The following is an 18,748-nucleotide window of genomic DNA, read 5'->3' as shown; positions in this document are numbered from 1 at the left end:
CCTGATTAACCCATGCGGCCGGTAATGTAGTCTTCAGTACGCTTGTCCTGCGGCTTGATGAAGATCTCGTCGGTCTTGCCGAATTCGATCAGTTCGCCCAGGTACATGTAGGCCGTGTAATCGGAAACGCGGGCAGCCTGCTGCATGTTATGCGTCACGATCAGGATGGTGACGCGCTTCTTCAGCTCATGCACCAGTTCCTCGATGGCGGCGGTGGCAATCGGATCAAGCGCCGAAGTCGGCTCATCGAAAAGCAGCAGTTCGGGATCGGTTGCCAGGGCACGGGCAATGCACAGACGCTGTTGCTGACCGCCGGACAGATTGGAAGCCAGTTCGTTGAGGCGGTCCTTCACTTCGTCCCAGATCGCCGCGCCACGCAGGGCCTGCTCGACCTTGTCGTCGAGCACACGACGGTTGTTTTCACCGCGCACGCGCAGGCCGTAGGCAACGTTTTCGTAGATCGACTTCGGGAACGGATTCGGCTTCTGGAAAACCATGCCGACGCGCATGCGCACTTCGATCGGATCCACTTCCTGCGCCAGCAGGTTGGTGTTGTCCGGGAAGAAGCGGATTTCGCCCTCGTAACGGTTGCCCGGGTAGAGATCGTGCATGCGGTTGAAGCTGCGCAGGTAGGTCGATTTGCCACAACCGGACGGACCGATCAGTGCGGTGACCTTCTTGTCGTAGATCGGCATGTTGATGCCCTTGAGCGCCTTGGCCTCACCGTAATAGAAGTTGAGGTTGCGGGCTTCGGCCTTGAGTTGGGGATTGTCCTGGATTTGCATGATTTATCCTTTTACCACTTGATGTTCTTGCGCATCTTGTAGCGCAGGTAGATAGCGATGCCGTTCATCGACAGCACCATGGCCATCAGCACGAAGCCGGCGGCGGCAGCATTGACTTCAAAAGCCGGGTCCGGACGCGAGGTCCAGTTGAAGATCTGGATCGGCATCACCGTGAAGGGGGCCATCACCCAGTCGAACAGGCCGGCCGCCGGTTCGCCCATGAACGGGGCGGGCGGCAGGAAGGCGATGAAAGTCAGCGCGCCGATCGTGATGATCGGGGCCGTTTCGCCGATGGCACGGGCCAGGCCGATGATCACACCAGTCAGGATGCCGGGCATGGCATACGGAATGATGTGGTAGCGGCAGGTCTGCCAGCGCGTCGCACCAACCGCCATCGAGCCTTCGCGGATCATTGCCGGAATGGCACGGATCGCTTCGCGGGTCGATACGATGATGATCGGCAGGATCAGCAGCGCCAGGGTCAGGCCGGCCGACAGGATGCTCTGGCCGAAACCGAACTGGTACACAAAGATGCCGAGAGCCAGAAGACCATACACAATCGACGGCACGGCGGCCAGATTGGTGATGTTGATCTCGATGATCTCGGTAATCCAGTTACGCTTGGCATACTCTTCCAGATAGACACCGGCGGCGACGCCAAGCGGCACGGCAGCCAGGGCGGTCACTGTCATCACCAGCAGCGAACCGACCCAGGCCGAGAGAATACCGGCCTGATTGGCATGCCGCGAGGCGAAGTTCATGAAGAAATCGACCGTGAAGCGCTCGGAGCCCTTCTCGACCATGTCGGACACCAGCAGGATGATGACCAGCAGGGCGACAGCGAGGCAGAAAATACCCAGGCCCTTGAAGATGGCATCGCGCAATTTTCCCTTGGCGATCAGGGAGCGGATTTGCTCGGTAGTCAGCGGTTGCATCAGTAGTTCTCCCGGAATTTGGCGCGCAGCCACTGGCCGAGGATGTTGAAGACCAGGGTGATCAGGATCAGGGTCAGGCCGGCAGCAAAAATGGTCTGGTAACCGATCGAGCCATGCGGCAGGTCACCCAGCGCCACCTGGACGATGTAGGAAGTAATCGTGGCAGCCGGCTCCATCGGATTCCAGGTCAGGTTCGGCTGCATGCCGGCGGCGACGGCGAGAATCATCGTTTCGCCAACGGCACGCGAGATGGCCAGGATGTAAGCCGCGGCAATACCCGAGAAGGCCGCCGGGACAACAACGTGAATCGCGGTATAGAGCTTGGTCGAGCCGAGTGCATAAGCCCCTTCACGCAGGCTCATCGGCACCGAGCGCATCGCATCCTCGGACAGCGAGGCGATGTAGGGCACGATCATGATGCCCATCACCAGGCCGGCGGAGAGCAGCGAAAAGCCGGGCAATTCGGGAAACAGTTTCTGCAGCAGCGGGGTGACCATGAGCAGGGCGAAATAGCCGAAGACGATGGTCGGAATACCGCCGAGCAGTTCGAGGATCGGTTTGGCAACTTCACGCACCTTGCCGTTGGCGAACTCGGAAAGATAGATGGCGATGATGGTACCCATCGGCACGGCGACCAGCAGCGCCACGGCTGAGGAAACGAGCGTCCCGGAAACCAGCACCATGATGCCGAAGTGGGCGTCGTCGAAGAGCGGCGTCCATTGCGTATCGGTCAGGAAGTCGACGATGCTGACATTGGCGAAGAAATGGATGGACTCGGAAATGAGCACATACATGATGCCGATCGTGGTCAGCACGGAGACTGCCGCGGCGCTGAACAGCAGCCCCTCGATCAGTCTCTCGCTGACATTGCGCATGGCATTCTTTGCCAGGCGATCGCTGACCGTGTGCAGGTCAGAAGCGTTGTTTGCAGACATAGCGTGTGAATTCACATCAAGAATTCCATAAACGGGAAGCCCGACCCCGTGCAGGGCCGGGCTTCGACAGCAGGCGATTATTGCACCGCCAGGGCAAAGCTTAGTTCTTTGCTTCGCGCTTCATCAACTCGTCGATGGTGATGCCGATTTCGTTATGGCCGCCAAAGACGGTGCCGAGCTTCTTCTTGTTCATGTGCTCGATATTGCCCGTGTAAGCAGAAGCCGGCAGCGGCACATACTTCACTTCCTTGGTCAGCTTGGCGCCGTTCTTCATGTAGAACTCGATGAATTCCTTGACTTCCGGCTTCTCGAGCGACTTGGCCTTGACGTAGATGAAGATCGGACGCGACAGCGGGGCGTAGGTACCGTTTTCAACGTTGGCAGCAGACGGCTCGACGGCCTTGCCGGTCTTCGGATTGACGACGGCCAGGGCCTTCAGCTTGGCGGTGTTCTCGGCGTAGTAGGCGTAGCCGAAGTAACCGATCGCATTGACGTCACGCGAGACGCCCTGGACCAGCACATTGTCGTCTTCGGATGCGGTGTAGTCGCCGCGCGAAGACTTGGCCTTGCCGACCATGGCTTCGGTGAAGTACTCGAAGGTACCGGAGTCGGCACCGGCGCCGAACAGCTTGACCGGTGCGTCAGGCCAGGCCGGATTGACCTGGTTCCACTTCATGACCTTGCCCTGGGCAGCCGGCTCCCACAAGGTCTTCATTTCAGCAACAGTAGCCTGTTTCAGGAAGCTGTTCTTCGGGTTGATGACGATGGTCAGGGCATCGAAGGCAACCGGCATTTCAACGTACTGGACGCCGGCAGCCTTGCAGTCTTCCATTTCCTTCGCCGTGATCGGGCGGGAGGCATTGGAAATATCGGTTTCGTCACGGCAGAACTTCTTGAAACCACCACCGGTACCGGAAATGCCGACCGTCACCTTGATGGCGTTCTTCTTGGCCTTCTGGAATTCTTCGGCAACAGCTTCGGTGATCGGATAAACGGTCGAAGAACCGTCAACCTTGATGACCTGGGCCTGGACGGCCTGGGCACCGAACAGGGCAACACCGGCGACAGCCAGTGCGGAAACAATCTTGGAAAGCTTGAACATGGGGAACTCCTGCACATGATTGAGTTAGACAACGATGTGCAGGTTAGTCCCGGTTTGTTACAGCCAGATGACGAACTGTAATAATTCGCTTACTTGGCCGGACGCCCCGTCTTGATGCGCTCGACACGACCCATGACCGCCGTCAGTTCGGCATCGTTGAGAGCCGCCAGCAGGGCAATGCCACCACGCAGCAGTTCGCTCTTCTTGGTTTCGCGCCCCAGTCCGGCCAGACGCTTCTTGAGGGCACCGATCTGGGCGTACTCATCTTCCGGCATGGCATAGCTGTCGCGCACCAGCTTCGGCTTTTTCTGGCGCACCGGCTTTTCCGCCTTGGCGGCCTTGCCCGCCTTGGGCGGCTCGGCCTTGACCACGGCCGGCTTGTCGTACTTGATAGCCTGTGCCTTGACCAGCGCATCGGCCAGCACCTTCTGATGCTTGCTCACCGTTTCATCTACCCGCGACGGCTTGCGCGCCGGCTTGGCCTTGACGGCGGCGGCAGTCGCCGGCACTTCAGCCGGGGCCGGGGTAACAACTTCCGGCACCACGACCGGCTCGGCCGCTGCGGCAACCACGACCTCCGGAGCCGGCTTCGGCGCGGTGCGCGGCACCAGCTTTTTCGGCGGCTTCGGCGCAGCGGTCGACTTGGCTGCAGGGGCGGTTTTCACTGGCGCAGTTTTCTTTTGATCGCTCATCTTGTTCTCCCTAAAAACGATGTATGCAGTTTAGCGATTTATCCAGTTCGTAAAGTTAAACTTTTTTGACAGGTTAAAATGCACCCCACCCCATTCAGGAAGCCCACCATGACCCAGGACGAACTCAAACAGGCCGTTGCCCAGGCCGCCGCCGACTACGTTGCCGCCAACGCCCCCGCCGGCAGCATTATCGGCGTCGGCACCGGCTCGACGGCCAATTTCTTCATCGACGCCCTGGCGCCGCTCAAGGACAGATACCAGGGCGCCGTCGCCAGTTCGGAAGCCACCCGCAAACGCCTCGAAGGGCACGGCATCAAGGTGCTCGACCTCAACGACGTCAGCGACATCCCGGTCTACGTCGATGGTGCCGACGAAATCGATGCCGGCCTCAACATGATCAAGGGCGGCGGCGGTGCGCTGACGCGCGAGAAGATCGTTGCCGCCGTGGCCAAGACCTTCGTCTGCATCTGCGACGCCTCGAAGCTGGTCGAGGTGATGGGCAAGTTCCCGCTGCCGGTCGAAGTCATCCCGATGGCGAGCGCCCACGTCGCGCGGGAATTGGCCAAACTGGGCGGTCGACCGGTGGAAAGGGCCGGTTTTGTCACCGACAACGGCAACCTGATCCTTGACGTGCATGATCTTGCCATCACCGATCCCAAGGGGCTGGAAGCGCAGATCAACCAGATCACCGGCGTCGTCACCAACGGCCTGTTCGCAGTCCGCCCGGCCAACGTCTTGCTGCTCGGCACCGCCGCGGGTGTAAAAACCATCATCTGAGTCATTTGGCTGTCACATCGGGGCGCTAGTCTGGCGACATTTCCAGTCGCCGGGAGCGCCCCATGTACGTGACGCCGCATGAAATCGCCCAGAGCAGGGATCACGCCCTGAACAACCTGCTCGGTCTCTCCACCGCCTGCATAATCGCCGGCCAGCGCTTCAGCGAGCTTTTTGCCGGCGCCGGACGCGACACCCTGCATGCCGGCAGCCAGCACCTGAACCGCTTCGGCCACGGCCAACTCGATGCCCTGAGCCAGTTTCCGACCAGCTTCTGGCTGGAACACAGCATCCGCAGCAGCAAGCTGCTCGACCAGGCTTGCGAGATCCTCGGCGAAACCCACAAGGTCCTGATCCAGAGCGCCGAAGCCCAGGTCCGCGCGTTTGATGAAATCGTCTTCGCCAGTCTCAACCGGGCCGTCAAAAGCAGCCCCTGGGAAAGCGAAATTGCGCTGAACGCCTTGCGCACGACGCTGCAAACCGCCGAAAACACGCTGCGCGGCATGAGCATTGCCGCCGTCGAAACGGTCAGCATCGCCGAAAACGAAGTGCACCAGATCAGCGAGACGCTGGCCGAACAACCCGTACAAAAGCCCAAGGCGCCCGCTCGAAGCCGCTCCAGGGCACATTGACCGGCTGTCGTCTGGAAGCCGCCCCAGCTCTCTCCATTTTGCCCGGTCCGACCGGGCTTTTTTTATTGCGCCGGCCGGTGGACCGGTGCGGCGACCACCTGTTCGCCGCGCGCCCGCGCCCGCAACTGGCCGCAACCGCCATCGACATCCTGCCCGGCCGAATTGCGCAGCCGGGTCAGGATGCCCTGCCGATTCAGACGCCAGGCGAGTTCGCCGGCGCGCTCCCAGGACGGCCGACTGAAGCCGAGGCCTTCGTTGCTGTTGTAGGGGATGAAATTCATCATCGCGTACTTGCCGCTGAGCAGGCGGATGATGCCGTCGATTTCGGCATCGCTGTCGTTAATGCCTTCAAGCAGCGTCCATTGGTACTGGATCGGGTAGCCGGTGGCGCGTGCATATTGCTCGCCGAGTTCGACCAGTTCGTCCGGCGCGATGTCCGGGGCCTTGGGCAGCAGGCGGCGGCGCAGTTCGGCCTGCGTCGTGTGCAGCGACAGCGCCAGGGCCGGCTTGACGGTCTGCTGCGGCAGACGCTCGAAGACGCGGCGGTCACCGACCGTCGAGAAGACGAGATTCTTGTGACCGATGCCGCCGATGGTACCGAGCAGGTCGATGGCTTCCAGCACGTTGTCGAGATTGTGCGCCGGCTCGCCCATGCCCATGAAGACGACGCGCTTGACCGGGCGTTTGCGCCGGGCGAGCACCACCTGGGCGACGATCTCGGCACTGCCCACCTGGCGCAGCAGACCATCCTGGCCGGTCATGCAGAACAGGCAGCCGACCGCGCAGCCGACCTGGGTCGACACGCACAGGCCGTCGCGCGGCAGGAGCACGCTTTCCACCGTCTGGCCGTCGCCCAGCTCGACGAGCAGGCGCGCCGAGCCGTCTTCGCCGGGATGCTCGGCGCGCAGCCGGGCGAGGCCGTCGAGATCGGCAAACAGTTCAGACAGGGCATTGCGCACGGCGAGCGGCAAAAAGCTCTCGGCCTTGCGGTGCCGGGTGTCGAGGCCGACGACCTGGGTCCAGGCGCGCAGCACGCGGTCTTCGTGGCAGGTTTTGGCGCCGCATGCCTGCAGGCGGGCCCGGATATGTTCGATACGCATAGGAGGGGCGAATGTTAACACTGCCGCTCCACCGCCAGCGGTCGACGCGCATTTTTTGCCTTTTTTGCCGGTCGACCGCAAGATGCACCTCTCTGCACCGCCTTTCGGAAAGTCAGTCATGACCATCACATCCTCCACCCCGGCCGTGCTCAACCTCGCCCTGCAGGGCGGCGGCGCGCACGGTGCCTTTACCTGGGGCGTCCTCGACGGCTTGCTCGCCGACGGCCGCGTCAGTTTTGAAGGGGTCAGCGGCACCAGCGCTGGCGCCATGAATGCGGCCTGCCTGGCGCAGGGCCTGATGGCCGGCGGCCGCGACGGCGCCCGCCAGGCGCTGGCCGATTTCTGGACAGCGGTGGCGAAAAGCTCGCCCTTCGACCAGGGCCGGCAGAGCGCCGGCATGGCGCCGGCGATGAAAATGATGCTGCAATGGACCGAGCACCTGTCGCCGGAACAGCTCAATCCGCTCGATCTCAACCCGCTGCGCGACATCATCGGCCAGCAGATCGACTTCGCCCGCCTGCGCCGGGAAAGCCCGGTCAAGCTGTTCATCGCGGCAACGCATGCCAACTCCGGCAAGCTGCGCATTTTCAAGAACCACGAACTGTCGGTCGACGCCCTGCTCGCCTCGGCCTGCCTGCCGACCATCCACCGCAGCGTGATCATCGACGGCGAGCCTTACTGGGATGGCGGCTACAGCGCCAACCCGGCGGTTTTCCCGCTTTTTTACGAGTGTACCGCTGCCGACATCATGCTCGTGCTGCTGACCCCGCTGCGCTACAGCGAAACGCCGGAAACGGCGCAGGACATCCGGGTGCGCCTGCGCGAACTGGCCTTCAACGCGACCTTCCTGCGCGAGATGCGGATGTTCGCGCACCTGCGCGACCAGGTCGGCGAGTCCTGGCTGCCCGACTGGCTGCCGCTCAACCGCTTCGAGCAGCGCCTGAAACGCCAGCGCTTCCATGCGATCAGCGCCGATGCCCTGCTCGGCGCGCTGCCCGCCGAGAGCAAGCTGACGGTCAATATCGAATTCTTCGAGAGCCTGCGCGACGACGGCCGCGAACACGCGCGCGCCTGGCTGGCCAGCTACTGGCCCAGCCTTGGCCGGCAATCGACGCTCGACCTGGGAAAATTGTTCTACTGAACGGTTTTTGCCGTTTTTCCGGCGTCGACCGGCGGGCGCTCAGTTGATCGTGCGCAAGGCCTGGCGCATCGCCTCGACGCTGCCCGGACGCCGCCGTTCGATGAACAGGCTGCCGCCGAGCAGGGTTTCGCTGTCGGCGCTTTTCGCCTTTTTCTTGGCTTGTTTCTTGGCGGCGGAAGCGGCGGCGGCCACTTCGCGGTGTGACTCGTACTCGCCGCGCGCGGCCTTGACGGCACCGATCGAGAGCGTCGGCAACGGGTGGAAGGCAATCTCGCCGCGCCGGTTCTCCGCCATGTAACCGCCACGCGCCCGCTCTTCCGGGCTGAGCTGGGCGTCCATCGTTTCGGCGAAGCTGCGCACCAGCTGCCAGCAGCGCAATTCCCAGTCGCTGCTCTGGAAGACAACAAAAAAGTCATCGCCACCGATATGGCCGACGAAGTCCTGGCGCTCGTCGGTCGCCTCGCAGATCAGCCGGCCGAGCGACTGGATCACATCGTCGCCGCGCCGATAGCCGAAGGTGTCGTTGTAGGGCTTGAAATTGTCGATATCGATGTAGGCGGCAACAAAATCGCTGCCGGCGGTGAGCATGCGGTCGATGTGTTCGTTGATCGGCACATTGCCTGGCAACTGGGTCAGCGGATTGGCGTAGCGCGCCGCGCTGATCTGCATCTCGGTGATCGTCGCCATCAGGTCGTGGCTGCTGCCGACGCCAAGATAACGGCCATCACCGGTGACGATGAAGCCGTCGAACAGGTAATGCTTGGGCGCCAGCGCCAGCATCAGCGCCAGCTCCTGGATGGTGGCGTTCTGGTCGACGACGAGCGGCGCGTGGTCCATGAACATCTCGCAGCTCTTGCGCCCGAACAGTTCCTTGCGGAACGGTCGCGCAAAGCGGTCGATCATGCTGTGCCGGTTGATCATGCCGAGCGGCTGCCCGTCCTGCACCACTGGCAGCACGTCAAGCTCCGGATCGGCCTCGAAACGTTCGATCACCATCGCATTGGTGGCTGCGAAGGGCACCGGCTCGATCGGCCGCAGCAGGTTGCGCGCCGTCGGCATCTTGCCGGCACTGGCGGCCATCGGCGACAGCGACAGGCGTTGCTGGGCAAGCGCGGCAACCACGCCGGACGCCAGCTGGCGAGCCGGATAGACATCGGGATGCGCGATGAAATAGCCCTGACCGCAGGCGATGCCCATGTCGCGGATGCAGGCAAAATCGTCGGGCCGCTCGATGCCTTCGGCGACCAGCGAAGCATTGCAGATCTCGGCAAGATCCTGCATCGCCCGCACGAAGTGGTATTTGATCCGGTCGTCGGCAATGCCATGCACGAAATGCTTGTCGATCTTGACGAACTCCGGACGCAGCTCCGACCACATGCGCAGGTTGGCAAAACCTTCGCCGAGATCGTCGATGGCGATCTGGAAACCGCGCCCGCGGTAGTGTAGCAGCGCCTCCTGGATGCCCGGCATGTCGGTGATCTGCTGGTTCTCGGTCAGTTCGATGACGATGCGGTTGGGAGCAATGCCCAGTTCACTGAGCAACTCGCGGGTATGGCCGTTCATCATCTGCGGATCGAGCAGGCAACCCGGCGTGACATTGAGAAAAAGCCGCCCGGGCAGACGTTGACCGGCAAAGGCACGCAGGCTGACCTCGCGGCAGGCATGCTCGAGTTCAAGCGAGAAACCGGCGCGGCGGGCGGCGGCAAACAATTCGTCAGGCCGGTGCAGGGCACAGCCTTCCGGACCGCGAATCAGCGCCTCGTAACCGAGTATCGCCCGCACACGAAAATCGATGATCGGCTGGAAGACTGGATAGAGCAGCCGCTCGGCCAGGATACGGCGGAGTTCGACAGCTTCGTCATCCATCAGAACTATCATCGGGATCATCTCAAGTGAACAGGATGGTCAGTTTAAAAAGCCGCCATTTCAGTTCTGTGACAAAGCCGCGACAGATCGGATTCAGGCCGGAAAACGCCATTTTTTATTTGTCATGCGCCTGCAATATAGGCCTATCATGCTGAGAGCCATGATGATTCCCAATGCGACGAGGTTGCGATGACGGAAATGCTGTTCTGCTACTGTTGCCGGGTACACCACCCCAAGGATCAAATGCGTCTCTTCCCGACCAAGCTTGGCGACCGCTGGCGCTGCATCCGCAGCATCGAAGCGGCGGCCTGCAAGCCCAAGGAACGCGACGCCTTCGGCCGCCAGCAAACTGAAATCAACCGGGAAGCGGCCCGCCACGCGGCCGAGCGCCTCAGCCTGCTGCGCCCCGAACGCTGCGTTTGAACGACTGAGAAGAACGAGCCGGCACTCGCTGCCGGCTGATCCAGACGCCTGAAGCGTTCAGGCCAGCGCTGCCTGCAGCGAAAAATGCCCTTTTCCAGCGGTCGACCGCTGCGGCAGGGCATTTTCTGTCAGCCGGAACTTGCCGGTCGCCAGACGCAGATCGCCCGCCAGCACCTCCAGCAAACGCGCCGAATCGGACGCAGCCGCCAGCACTTCGCCGTTTTCTGCCGACAACTGCGCAATCCCCTTGACCAGTTGTTCAATGCGCCCGGTTTCTTCGCTGTGCGTGCCGAGTGCCCGCGTGATCCGGGCGCTCGCCGCCTCGACCAGGCGCGCCTGGTCGCGCATCCGGCCCATCGCCGCCTCGGCCTCGCCGGCCTGCTGATTGCTCTGTGCGACATGGCTGGCGGCGGTGCGTACCGCCTCCGCCGTCTCGCCAGCAATGCCCTGCATGCGATCAATCATCTGGCCAATCTCGCGCGTGCTCAGTGCCGTGCGCTCGGCCAGTTTCCTGACTTCGTCGGCGACGACGGCGAAGCCGCGACCACTCTCCCCGGCGCGCGCGGCCTCGATGGCCGCATTCAGCGCCAGCAGGTTGGTCTGTTCAGCGATCGAACTGATCACCGCAACCACGGTCGCCACCTGCTTCGTCTCGGCTTCCATGCGATCAAGACAAGCCGTCGCCTGGAGAATATCGCTGCTCATGCCCTCAAGCACATGCTTGGCGAGACTGACCGAAGCCATGCCGGAACTGGCCAGCTGGTCGGAATTGCGCGCCACGCCATCCGTTTCGCCGGCGGCCAGGACAATCTCGCCGACCTGCTGGCCAACCGACGCCACTGCCTGCACGACCTGGCGGGTGTCCTGCTCCTGCTGCCGGGCGCGCCCGGCCGAAGCGGCAGTTGCCTGCGCCACGGTCAGCGAACCGCTGGTCAGCGCCTGCGCACTGCTGACAATCTCCCCCACCAGACGGCGCATGCCGTCCCGCACTTCACACAGGGAGCCGGCAATGCGTTGCAGTTCGTCGCGCCCTTCCAGTTCGATCGCCACCGACAGATCGCCGGTGGCCAGCTGGCTGGCTCCCCTGGCGAGAAGATCGATGTTACCGGCCAGCCGCAGATAGGCGCTGTACAGACCCAGACCGGAAAGCAGCAGACTGCCGACGACCAGGAAAACGGTCACCAGCAGATGCTGGCGGGCGCGCGCCAGTTCATCGTCGAGCGCAGCAACCAGCGCCGTCTGGCTCAAGCCGGCCAGCGCATTCGCTGCGGCCAGCGGCTGGCTCAGGGCATTCTCGATTTCCGGCAGCGAATAGACGGTATTGCTCAAGGCGAGGCCGTTGGCCACGGTCAAGGCCAGTGCGAAGCGGTTATCCAGATCAGCAGCCTGCTCCAGCAATCCGGCGAACGCCGGATCGCTGGCATCGAGCGCAGCGAGATGCTTCTTCAGCTGCTCCAGGGCGTGCCCGGCAACCGCGACTGCCGCCGACAATTCCGGGCGCAGACGTTCCGCCACCAATCCTTCGCGCTGGGCAACACCGGCCAGCACCTCAAGCCGCGCCAGCATTTCGCTCAGCAAAGGCAGGTCTTCCAGCCAGACCGCATTCAATGCCGCCACATCCCGTCCGCCGGAAGCACCACCCGGCTGCTCGACCTGCTCGACCAGGGATTGCTGCAAGCCGTCGAGCACTTCCCGGTACTCGGAAAAGAGCGCCAGACGCTGGCGGCCGCTGCTTTGCTCCGGCGTGCTGGCCAGCAAGGCCGGCAGACGTTCGCCGACCGGCGAACCGGCGGCAACGGTCAACGGCGTTTTCGGGGGCGAAATGCTCAATGATGTATCACCCGCCCCGATCAGGAACAGGTGCAAGCGCTGCTGCCGCAGCTCGCCGATCAGCGCGTGCAGGGGTTCCACGCGGGAGATCGCGGCCAGCCGCGCTGCGGCCGTCTGCATGCTCTCCAGACGCAACAGCAGATGCGGCAGGGCGACAGCCAGAAACGCCAGCATCGAGACTGCGCCGATCAGGATGAAAAGACCGCGAAAACCCAGTCCGCCAAACAGCAGGGCAAAACATTTTTTCAGCAAGGGGCCACCGCATTCTTGAAATCGATGGCCGCAGGCTATGGCAGGCGTGTTAAGCCTGTGTGACAGGCTGCGCCCCCTGACCTTCATGTGCTTGCAACATTCGCTAGCGATAGTAGGCAGCATCAACCGAACTTCTGGAGGACAGCATGGACAAGAACTGCCGCAGCGATGTTGCCGCCTTTCCCGAACTCTTCGACGGCATGGAACAATTCATTGACGAACTCGGCGAAGGCATCCGCCGCATCAGCGTCCGCCTGGCAGCCATTGCCATTCCCGGCAGTGCCCTGCTGCTTTTTGCGCTAAGCAAGGCCGCCTGAAAAGCAGCCCGAAAAAAATCCCGCCGCAGCGGGATTTTTTACATCGGTCAGGCAACTGGCTCAGGCAGCCGGCGGCACGTAACCCTGAATACGGTCGGCGCCATCGCCGAAGAAATGCTTTTCAACCTGTTCCGACAGGTACTTGCGATGCTTTGCATCGACCAGGTTCAGGCGATTTTCGTTGATCAGCATGGTCTGCATCTTGATCCACTGCTGCCAGGCTTCCTTGGAAACATTCTCGAAAATGCGCTGCCCGAGCGCGCCCGGATACGGCGGGAAATCCAGGCCTTCGGCCTCGCGACCAAGTTTGATGCAATTGACGGTACGTGCCATGTGAAACTCCGTGGGGGTTGATGCGCGAATTATAAGGTCTGAACAGGATCTGTGAAGCAGCCGGCCGGCTAATCGCCCGGCCGGGTTTCCGCTGGGGCTTGCCGGTGCTTGGCATGGCTCCGGCGTTGCGCCCGGTAAATGCCGCTATGCCCGGAGAACAGGAAACTGACGACGCAGGCAATACCGGCATAAACACCGATTTCCGCCCCGAATATCTCCATCGCCATCAGCGTCGAGGCGATCGGGGTATTTGCCGCCCCGGCAAATACGGCGACGAAGCCGACCCCGGCGAGCAGCGGAAAGGGCAGGTCAAGCACGGGCGCCAGCGCATTGCCCAGGGTCGCGCCGATATAGAACAGCGGCGTCACCTCGCCGCCCTTGAAGCCACTGCCCAGCGAAGCCACGGTGAGCAACATCTTGGCGGCAAAGTCATAGGCCGGCAGGGGCTGCTCGAAAGCTTCGATGATGGTCGGAATGCCCAGGCCGATATAGCGCTCAGCGCCCAGGAACCAGACGATGCAGGCCAGCACCACGCCGCCGGCGAGCGGACGCAGCGGTGCGTAAGCGATGCGCTGTTTCATCCAGCCGCCCAGGGCGTGCGTAGCCTCGGCAAACGCCTTGCCGGTCAACCCGAAAATCGCCCCCGAAATCACCATGGCGGCCAGGGCCCAGGCCGACAGATGGGGAATCGAGGAAATCACGTAATGGGTATGCTGCACGCCCCAGAGCAAGCCGATCTGATCAGCCACGATGGCCGCCACCATGCAGGGCAGGATGGCGTCGTAGCGCAGCCGGCCAACCGACAGCACTTCCAGGCCGAAAATCGCCCCCGCCAGCGGCGTCCCGAACACCGAGGCAAAACCGGCACTGATCCCGGCCATCAGGATGATGCGGCGATCATCATGGCGCAGCCTGAACAGGTGGGTCAGTTGATCGGCCAGCGCCCCGCCCATCTGGACGGCGGTGCCTTCCCGCCCGACCGAGGCGCCGAACAAATGCGAGATGACCGTGCCACCGAGGATCAGCGGCGCCATGCGTAGGGGCACGACGCTCTTCGGATCGTGGATTTCGTCGATCAGCAGATTATTGCCGGCCTCGACCCGTTGACCGAATTTCAGGTAGAGCCAGCCGACGCCAAAGCCGGCGAACGGCAGGCCCCAGATCAGCCAGCGGTGCGCGCTGCGCGTCGCGGTGGCCCAGTCCAGTGCGAACAGGAAAAAGGCCGAAGCCGAACCGGCCAGCGCAGCAACGGCAAGCGCCAGCAGAATCCACTTGCCGAGATAAGCGAGCAGGGCGAGCGCTTCCGGACGGCTCGGCTCGGTCATGCGCGCCCCATCGTCAAAGCGTCTTGAACAGCACCTTGGAGCGCCGCTGATAGTTGTACATGTCACGCTTCTTGGCCGGCAGGTCGTCGACATTGCCCAGCTTGAAACCGCGCTCGACGAACCAGTGCTCGGTACGTGTCGTCAGCACCAGCAGGCGCTTGATGCCGAGCTTCTTGGCGCGCTTTTCGATGCGCGTCATCAACTGCTCGCCGTACCCCCATTCGCGATGTTCCGGGCTGACCGCCAGGCAGGCCAGCTCGGCCTCTTCGTCGGAGTGGCGGTAAAGCGCCGCGCAGCCGACGATGATGCCGTCGTGCAGCATGATCGAGAAATGCTCGATTTCGCGCTCCAGCAGTTCGCGCGGCCGATGCACCAGGATGCCTTCTTCTTCCATCGGCTCGATCAGCGCGATCAGGGCGGCAATGTCGTCCGGTTTGGCTTCGCGGATGTTCTCCAGCGATTCGCGAGTGACCACGGTACCGACGCCATCGTGCGTGAACAACTCGCGCAGCAGCGCCCCATCCTGCTCGTAACTGATCAGATGCACCCGGCCGACGCCGGTCCGCGTCGCGCGCACGGCGCAGGGCAGATAGCGGCGGATGTCGGGCGACAGCCATTCGCCACCGCTGAGCAGCTCGGCGACCTCGTCGGCGGTCATCGCGTCGATCAACTCGCCGGCCTGATCCGTCGCACCACGACTGTCGGTCAGATAGACCAGCTTGTCGGCGCGGATCGCAACGGCCACGGCTTCGGCCGCTTCTTCCATCTGCAGGTTGAAGATCTCGCCGGTCGGCGACGGCCCTTCGCAATTGAGCAGCACGATGTTGCCGAGTCCCAACTGGGCGTTGATGCCCTCGGCGTCGACCTTGCGCACCTTGCCGGCGTACTGCATGTCGATCCCGTCGAGCACGCCGATCGGCTGGCCGGTGATGAAATTCCCCCCGATGACGCGGATCCGGCTGTTCGCCATTGGCGTGTTCGGCAAGCCCTGCGACAGCATCGCCTCGATTTCGAGATAGACGCTGCCCACTGCGTCGAGCACGCAATCGAGCGCCGCCGCATCGGTCACCCGGTAGCCGCGGTGATAGATCGACTCGAGATTCTTTTCCGCCAGTTCTTCCTCGATCTGCGGCCGCGCCCCATGCACCAGCACCAGGCGGATGCCCAGGCTGACCAGCAGATTGACGTCGTAGGCCAGCGTCTTGGCGAACTCGCTGGCCACCGCCTTGCCACCGAAGGCAATAACGAAGGTCTTGCCGCGAAAGGCGTTGATGTAGGGCGTGACCGCCCGGAACCAGGAGACGAAGTGCTCGTCGTAAGGGGTTTCGCTCATTTCTCGCTGTATTTTCCGTTGTCGTCCTTGAGCGCATTTTCGATGCGCTCGCACAGGGTCTTCAACACCTTGACCCGGGCAAAGTTCTTGTCGTTGGCCTCGACCAGCGTCCACGGTGCCAGACCGGTCGAGGTCCGGTCCACCATGTCGCAGACGGCGGACACGTAGTCGTCCCATTTCTCGCGGTTGCGCCAGTCCTCGTCGGTGATCTTGAAGCGCTTGAACTCGGTGTCCTGGCGCTCCTTGAAGCGGCGCAACTGCTCGTCGGCACTGATCTGCAGCCAGAATTTGACGACGATGGCGCCGGCATCGACCATCTGGTGCTCGAAATCGTTGATTTCGGCGTAAGCGCGCAGCCAGTCGGCCTCGGTACAGAAACCTTCGACCCGCTCGACGAGCACGCGGCCATACCAGGAGCGATCGAAGATCGCCGCCCGGCCCAGGCGCGGCAGATGCCGCCAGAAACGCCACAGATACGGTTGCGCCCGTTCTTCCTCGGTCGGCGCGGCAATCGGCACGATCTGGTATTGCCGGGCGTCCATCGCAGCGCCGATGCGGCGGATGGTGCCACCCTTGCCGGCCGCGTCCGAGCCTTCAAAAACGAGCACCAGCGAGCGTTTACCGACAAAGCGCGGATCGCGCACCAGTTCCGACAGGCGCGACTGGTACTTGGCCAGCTGCGCCTCGTAATCCTTCTTTTCCAGCTTCTGCGTCAGATTGAGCTCGGAGAGGACGTTCTTCTGATCAATGGCATGCACGATCGGCGGTGCCACCGGCACCTGCTGCCGGCCTTCCTGTTGCAGGCGGCGCTTCATGGCTTCGAGCACGATGCGGCCGACGGTCAGCGAGCGGTATTCGTCATCGGTCCCCTCGACGATGATCCACGGCGCATGTGCAGTATTGGAAACACGCAGGACGTGGCCAGCGACTGCTTGCAGCTTGTCGTAGGTCTTCAGGCGGTCGTAGCTTTCCTTGGTGACGCGCCAGGCAGTATGCGGATTCTTTTCCAACGCCTTCAGGCGCGTCTTCTGGCCATCCTTGGAGAGATGGAACCAGAACTTGAGGACCAGCGCCCCTTCATTGACCAGCATGGCTTCGAAGCGGTTGATGTCGTCGAGCTGCTCGTCCATTTCGGAACGCCGCATCTTGCCGGTGATGCGGTCGGTAATCGGCTGCGAATACCAGGAGCCGGCAAAGATGCCGACCTTGCCCTTGGGCGGCAGGGCACGCCAGTAGCGCCACATGTAGGGGCGGGAGACCTCCTCGTCGCTCGGCGCGGCAAAGGCCAGGGTCGAAATGTGACGCGGGTCCATCCAGGAATACAGCAGGTTGATGGTCTCGCCCTTGCCGCTGCCGTCGACACCGCTGATCAGGATGACAACCGGGAATTCCTTCTTCTGCAACATGTCGTACTGCACGTCGAGCAATTCGGCGCGCAGTTTCGGCACCTCTTTCTTGAACGTCGCCTTGTCGATCTTGTGACCCAGTTCTGCCGATTCGAACATTTGCTCTCTCCCTTGTTTTTACTTTACAGATCATGCGTGACACAAGATCACGCCTGACCTAACCCTTGAAATCACCCCACAAAGCCTGCATTGCTGCCAACGCTGCCAGCGCCGCCGTTTCCGTGCGCAACACGCGCGGCCCCAGGCGAACCGGCTGGAAGCCGGCCTGTCTTGCCGCAACGATTTCCTGCGGATCAAGGCCCCCCTCGGCGCCGATCAGCATCTGGACATGGGTCGCCGGCGGCAGATCAGCCAGCGCAAACTCGGCATCCGGCGCCAGGATCAGGCGCAAGCCTTCACCGGCCGGCCGGGCCAGCCAGTTTTCGAGTTTTTCCAGCGGCGCCACCAGCGGCACCTGGTTGCGCCCGCATTGCTCGCAAGCCGATGCTGCAACCCCCTGCCAGTGCGCGACGCGCTTGCCGGCACGCTCGCCAACCAGCTTGGTGACGCTGCGCCGACTATCGACCGGCACGATACTGCCGACGCCCAGTTCAACCGCCTTCTGGATGGTGAAATCCATCTTGTCGCCGGACTGCACCGCCTGGATCAGCGTCACCGCAAGTTTCGACTCGCACTCGACATCCTGCCAGGCACCGAGCGAGGCAACGACGCGGTTTTTTTCGATGCGCTCGATGCAGGCTTCGTATTGCCCGCCACGCCCGTCGAACAGAACGACGGAAGCGCCCGGCGGCAGACGCAAGACACGCACGGCATGACGAGCCACCGGCTCGGGCAGATCAATGTGCGCCCCCGGCGAGAGGGCTTCGCGGCAGTAAAAACGGGGTAGATTCATCGGTGCTATTATGGGCGAAAATAGGCTTCTGGAGCGCAATCATGGCTGCTTTGCATCCGCCGGTGTGTGATTTCGGCCGGCCGGCAATCGACTTCGACCTGCCCGGCACAGATAGCCGGCAGCACACACTGGCCAGCTGTCGCGGCCCGAACGGCCTGCTGGTGATGTTCATCTGCAACCACTGCCCCTACGTCAAGGCGATCATTGATCGCCTGGTGCGCGACTGCCGTGAGCTGGCCGGCGAAGGCATCGGCTGCGTCGCGATCATGAGCAACGACTTTGCCGCCTATCCCGAAGATTCGCCGGCAAACATGCAGCACTGGGCAAGCGAACTGGATTTTCCCTTCCCTTACCTGGTTGACGCCGGGCAGGAGATTGCCCGTGCCTACGGCGCCGTGTGCACGCCGGACTTTTTCGGCTACAACGGCAAACTCGAGTTGCAATACCGCGGCCGCCTCGACGCCTCGGAGCGTACGCCAGGACCTGGCGACGCCCGCCGCGAACTGTTCGAGGCCATGCGAAATATTGCTCAAACCGGCCGAGGACCGCTGGAACAGCGGGCTTCGATCGGCTGTTCGATCAAATGGCGAGCTGACTGAAGTCGCTGGAAGGCCGAAACGCCTTCGGCTATGATCATCCTTTATCCAGAAGCCATCTCCGCGTGGACCGCACCCC

At 62.6% G+C, this 18,748-nt stretch carries 19 protein-coding genes; 6 read left to right on the top strand and 13 right to left on the bottom strand.

What is annotated here, in order from left to right; translation table 11 throughout:
• Nucleotides 1–5: 5 nt before the first annotated feature.
• From pstB to KI612_RS03335, 5 genes are all read right to left on the bottom strand, one after another.
• Nucleotides 6–785 (bottom strand): phosphate ABC transporter ATP-binding protein PstB, encoded by a 780-nt coding sequence (gene pstB, locus KI612_RS03355; protein WP_226442427.1) that lies wholly within the window; start codon nucleotides 783–785, stop codon nucleotides 6–8.
• An 11-nt stretch (nucleotides 786–796) separates the two neighbouring features.
• Entirely contained in the window at nucleotides 797–1,720 is a 924-nt protein-coding gene (gene pstA, locus KI612_RS03350) for a phosphate ABC transporter permease PstA (RefSeq protein ID WP_226442426.1), read from the bottom strand.
• Nucleotides 1,720–2,655 carry a phosphate ABC transporter permease subunit PstC gene (gene pstC / locus KI612_RS03345; protein ID WP_226442425.1) on the bottom strand — a complete coding sequence of 312 codons (936 nt, stop codon included), beginning with the start codon at nucleotides 2,653–2,655 and terminating at the stop codon, nucleotides 1,720–1,722. The genes pstA and pstC overlap by 1 nt, the downstream gene beginning before the upstream one ends.
• Nucleotides 2,656–2,755: 100 nt before the next feature.
• Nucleotides 2,756–3,757 carry a PstS family phosphate ABC transporter substrate-binding protein gene (locus KI612_RS03340; protein WP_226442424.1) on the bottom strand — a complete coding sequence of 334 codons (1,002 nt, stop codon included), beginning with the start codon at nucleotides 3,755–3,757 and terminating at the stop codon, nucleotides 2,756–2,758.
• A gap of 89 nt (nucleotides 3,758–3,846) precedes the next feature.
• The gene (locus KI612_RS03335; RefSeq protein ID WP_226442423.1) at nucleotides 3,847–4,449 is read right to left on the bottom strand and encodes a hypothetical protein; all 603 of its coding nucleotides are present in this window, start codon (nucleotides 4,447–4,449) and stop codon (nucleotides 3,847–3,849) included.
• Between the two features lie 108 nt (nucleotides 4,450–4,557).
• On the opposite strand from KI612_RS03335, the gene rpiA reads away from it, so the two are divergent.
• Both rpiA and KI612_RS03325 read left to right on the top strand, forming a co-directional pair.
• Nucleotides 4,558–5,226 (top strand): ribose-5-phosphate isomerase RpiA, encoded by a 669-nt coding sequence (rpiA, locus tag KI612_RS03330; RefSeq protein WP_226442422.1) that lies wholly within the window; start codon nucleotides 4,558–4,560, stop codon nucleotides 5,224–5,226.
• Nucleotides 5,227–5,288: 62 nt separating this feature from the next.
• Complete coding sequence (locus KI612_RS03325; protein ID WP_226442421.1) at nucleotides 5,289–5,855, top strand: hypothetical protein; 567 nt, start codon at nucleotides 5,289–5,291, stop codon at nucleotides 5,853–5,855.
• Nucleotides 5,856–5,917: 62 nt separating this feature from the next.
• Here the strand turns inward: KI612_RS03325 and KI612_RS03320 are convergent, their stop codons facing one another.
• Nucleotides 5,918–6,955, bottom strand: coding sequence for an RNA methyltransferase (locus KI612_RS03320; RefSeq protein ID WP_226442420.1), 1,038 nt, complete (start codon nucleotides 6,953–6,955; stop codon nucleotides 5,918–5,920).
• 118 nt (nucleotides 6,956–7,073) lie between these two features.
• Between KI612_RS03320 and KI612_RS03315 the strand changes: the two genes are divergently transcribed.
• The gene (locus KI612_RS03315) at nucleotides 7,074–8,096 is read left to right on the top strand and encodes a patatin-like phospholipase family protein (RefSeq protein ID WP_226442419.1); all 1,023 of its coding nucleotides are present in this window, start codon (nucleotides 7,074–7,076) and stop codon (nucleotides 8,094–8,096) included.
• Nucleotides 8,097–8,135: 39 nt separating this feature from the next.
• On the opposite strand, the gene KI612_RS03310 is transcribed toward KI612_RS03315, so the two are convergent.
• Entirely contained in the window at nucleotides 8,136–9,962 is a 1,827-nt protein-coding gene (locus KI612_RS03310) for a GGDEF domain-containing protein (RefSeq protein WP_226442418.1), read from the bottom strand.
• Nucleotides 9,963–10,151: 189 nt separating this feature from the next.
• Here KI612_RS03310 and KI612_RS03305 point away from each other — a divergent pair, with 189 nt between their 5' ends.
• Complete coding sequence (locus KI612_RS03305) at nucleotides 10,152–10,385, top strand: hypothetical protein (RefSeq protein ID WP_226442417.1); 234 nt, start codon at nucleotides 10,152–10,154, stop codon at nucleotides 10,383–10,385.
• Between the two features lie 57 nt (nucleotides 10,386–10,442).
• Here the strand turns inward: KI612_RS03305 and KI612_RS03300 are convergent, their stop codons facing one another.
• Nucleotides 10,443–12,467, bottom strand: coding sequence for a methyl-accepting chemotaxis protein (locus KI612_RS03300; protein ID WP_226442416.1), 2,025 nt, complete (start codon nucleotides 12,465–12,467; stop codon nucleotides 10,443–10,445).
• A 146-nt stretch (nucleotides 12,468–12,613) separates the two neighbouring features.
• Here KI612_RS03300 and KI612_RS03295 point away from each other — a divergent pair, with 146 nt between their 5' ends.
• Complete coding sequence (locus tag KI612_RS03295; protein WP_226442415.1) at nucleotides 12,614–12,784, top strand: hypothetical protein; 171 nt, start codon at nucleotides 12,614–12,616, stop codon at nucleotides 12,782–12,784.
• Between the two features lie 60 nt (nucleotides 12,785–12,844).
• Here KI612_RS03295 and KI612_RS03290 read toward each other — a convergent pair whose 3' ends face one another.
• From KI612_RS03290 to KI612_RS03270, 5 genes are all read right to left on the bottom strand, one after another.
• Nucleotides 12,845–13,117: an oxidative damage protection protein gene (locus KI612_RS03290; protein ID WP_226442414.1), complete on the bottom strand. Its 273-nt coding sequence runs from the start codon at nucleotides 13,115–13,117 to the stop codon at nucleotides 12,845–12,847.
• Nucleotides 13,118–13,185: 68 nt separating this feature from the next.
• Nucleotides 13,186–14,442, bottom strand: a complete 1,257-nt coding sequence (locus KI612_RS03285; RefSeq protein WP_226442413.1) for a voltage-gated chloride channel family protein — start codon at nucleotides 14,440–14,442, stop codon at nucleotides 13,186–13,188.
• 13 nt (nucleotides 14,443–14,455) lie between these two features.
• On the bottom strand, nucleotides 14,456–15,775 hold the full coding sequence (argA, locus tag KI612_RS03280) for an amino-acid N-acetyltransferase (RefSeq protein WP_226442412.1): 1,320 nt from the start codon (nucleotides 15,773–15,775) through the stop codon (nucleotides 14,456–14,458).
• Nucleotides 15,772–17,280 (bottom strand): polyphosphate:AMP phosphotransferase, encoded by a 1,509-nt coding sequence (pap, locus tag KI612_RS03275; RefSeq protein WP_226442411.1) that lies wholly within the window; start codon nucleotides 17,278–17,280, stop codon nucleotides 15,772–15,774. The genes argA and pap overlap by 4 nt, the downstream gene beginning before the upstream one ends.
• 58 nt (nucleotides 17,281–17,338) lie before the next feature.
• Complete coding sequence (locus tag KI612_RS03270; RefSeq protein WP_226442410.1) at nucleotides 17,339–18,073, bottom strand: 16S rRNA (uracil(1498)-N(3))-methyltransferase; 735 nt, start codon at nucleotides 18,071–18,073, stop codon at nucleotides 17,339–17,341.
• A gap of 41 nt (nucleotides 18,074–18,114) precedes the next feature.
• On the opposite strand from KI612_RS03270, the gene KI612_RS03265 reads away from it, so the two are divergent.
• The gene (locus tag KI612_RS03265) at nucleotides 18,115–18,672 is read left to right on the top strand and encodes a thioredoxin family protein (protein ID WP_226442409.1); all 558 of its coding nucleotides are present in this window, start codon (nucleotides 18,115–18,117) and stop codon (nucleotides 18,670–18,672) included.
• Nucleotides 18,673–18,748 lie beyond the last annotated feature (76 nt).

This window comes from Quatrionicoccus australiensis (assembly GCF_020510525.1).
Lineage (GTDB): Bacteria > Pseudomonadota > Gammaproteobacteria > Burkholderiales > Rhodocyclaceae > Azonexus > Azonexus australiensis_B.
Note: the sequence above shows the minus strand (reverse complement) of the source record. Positions and strands in the feature narration are given on the sequence as shown.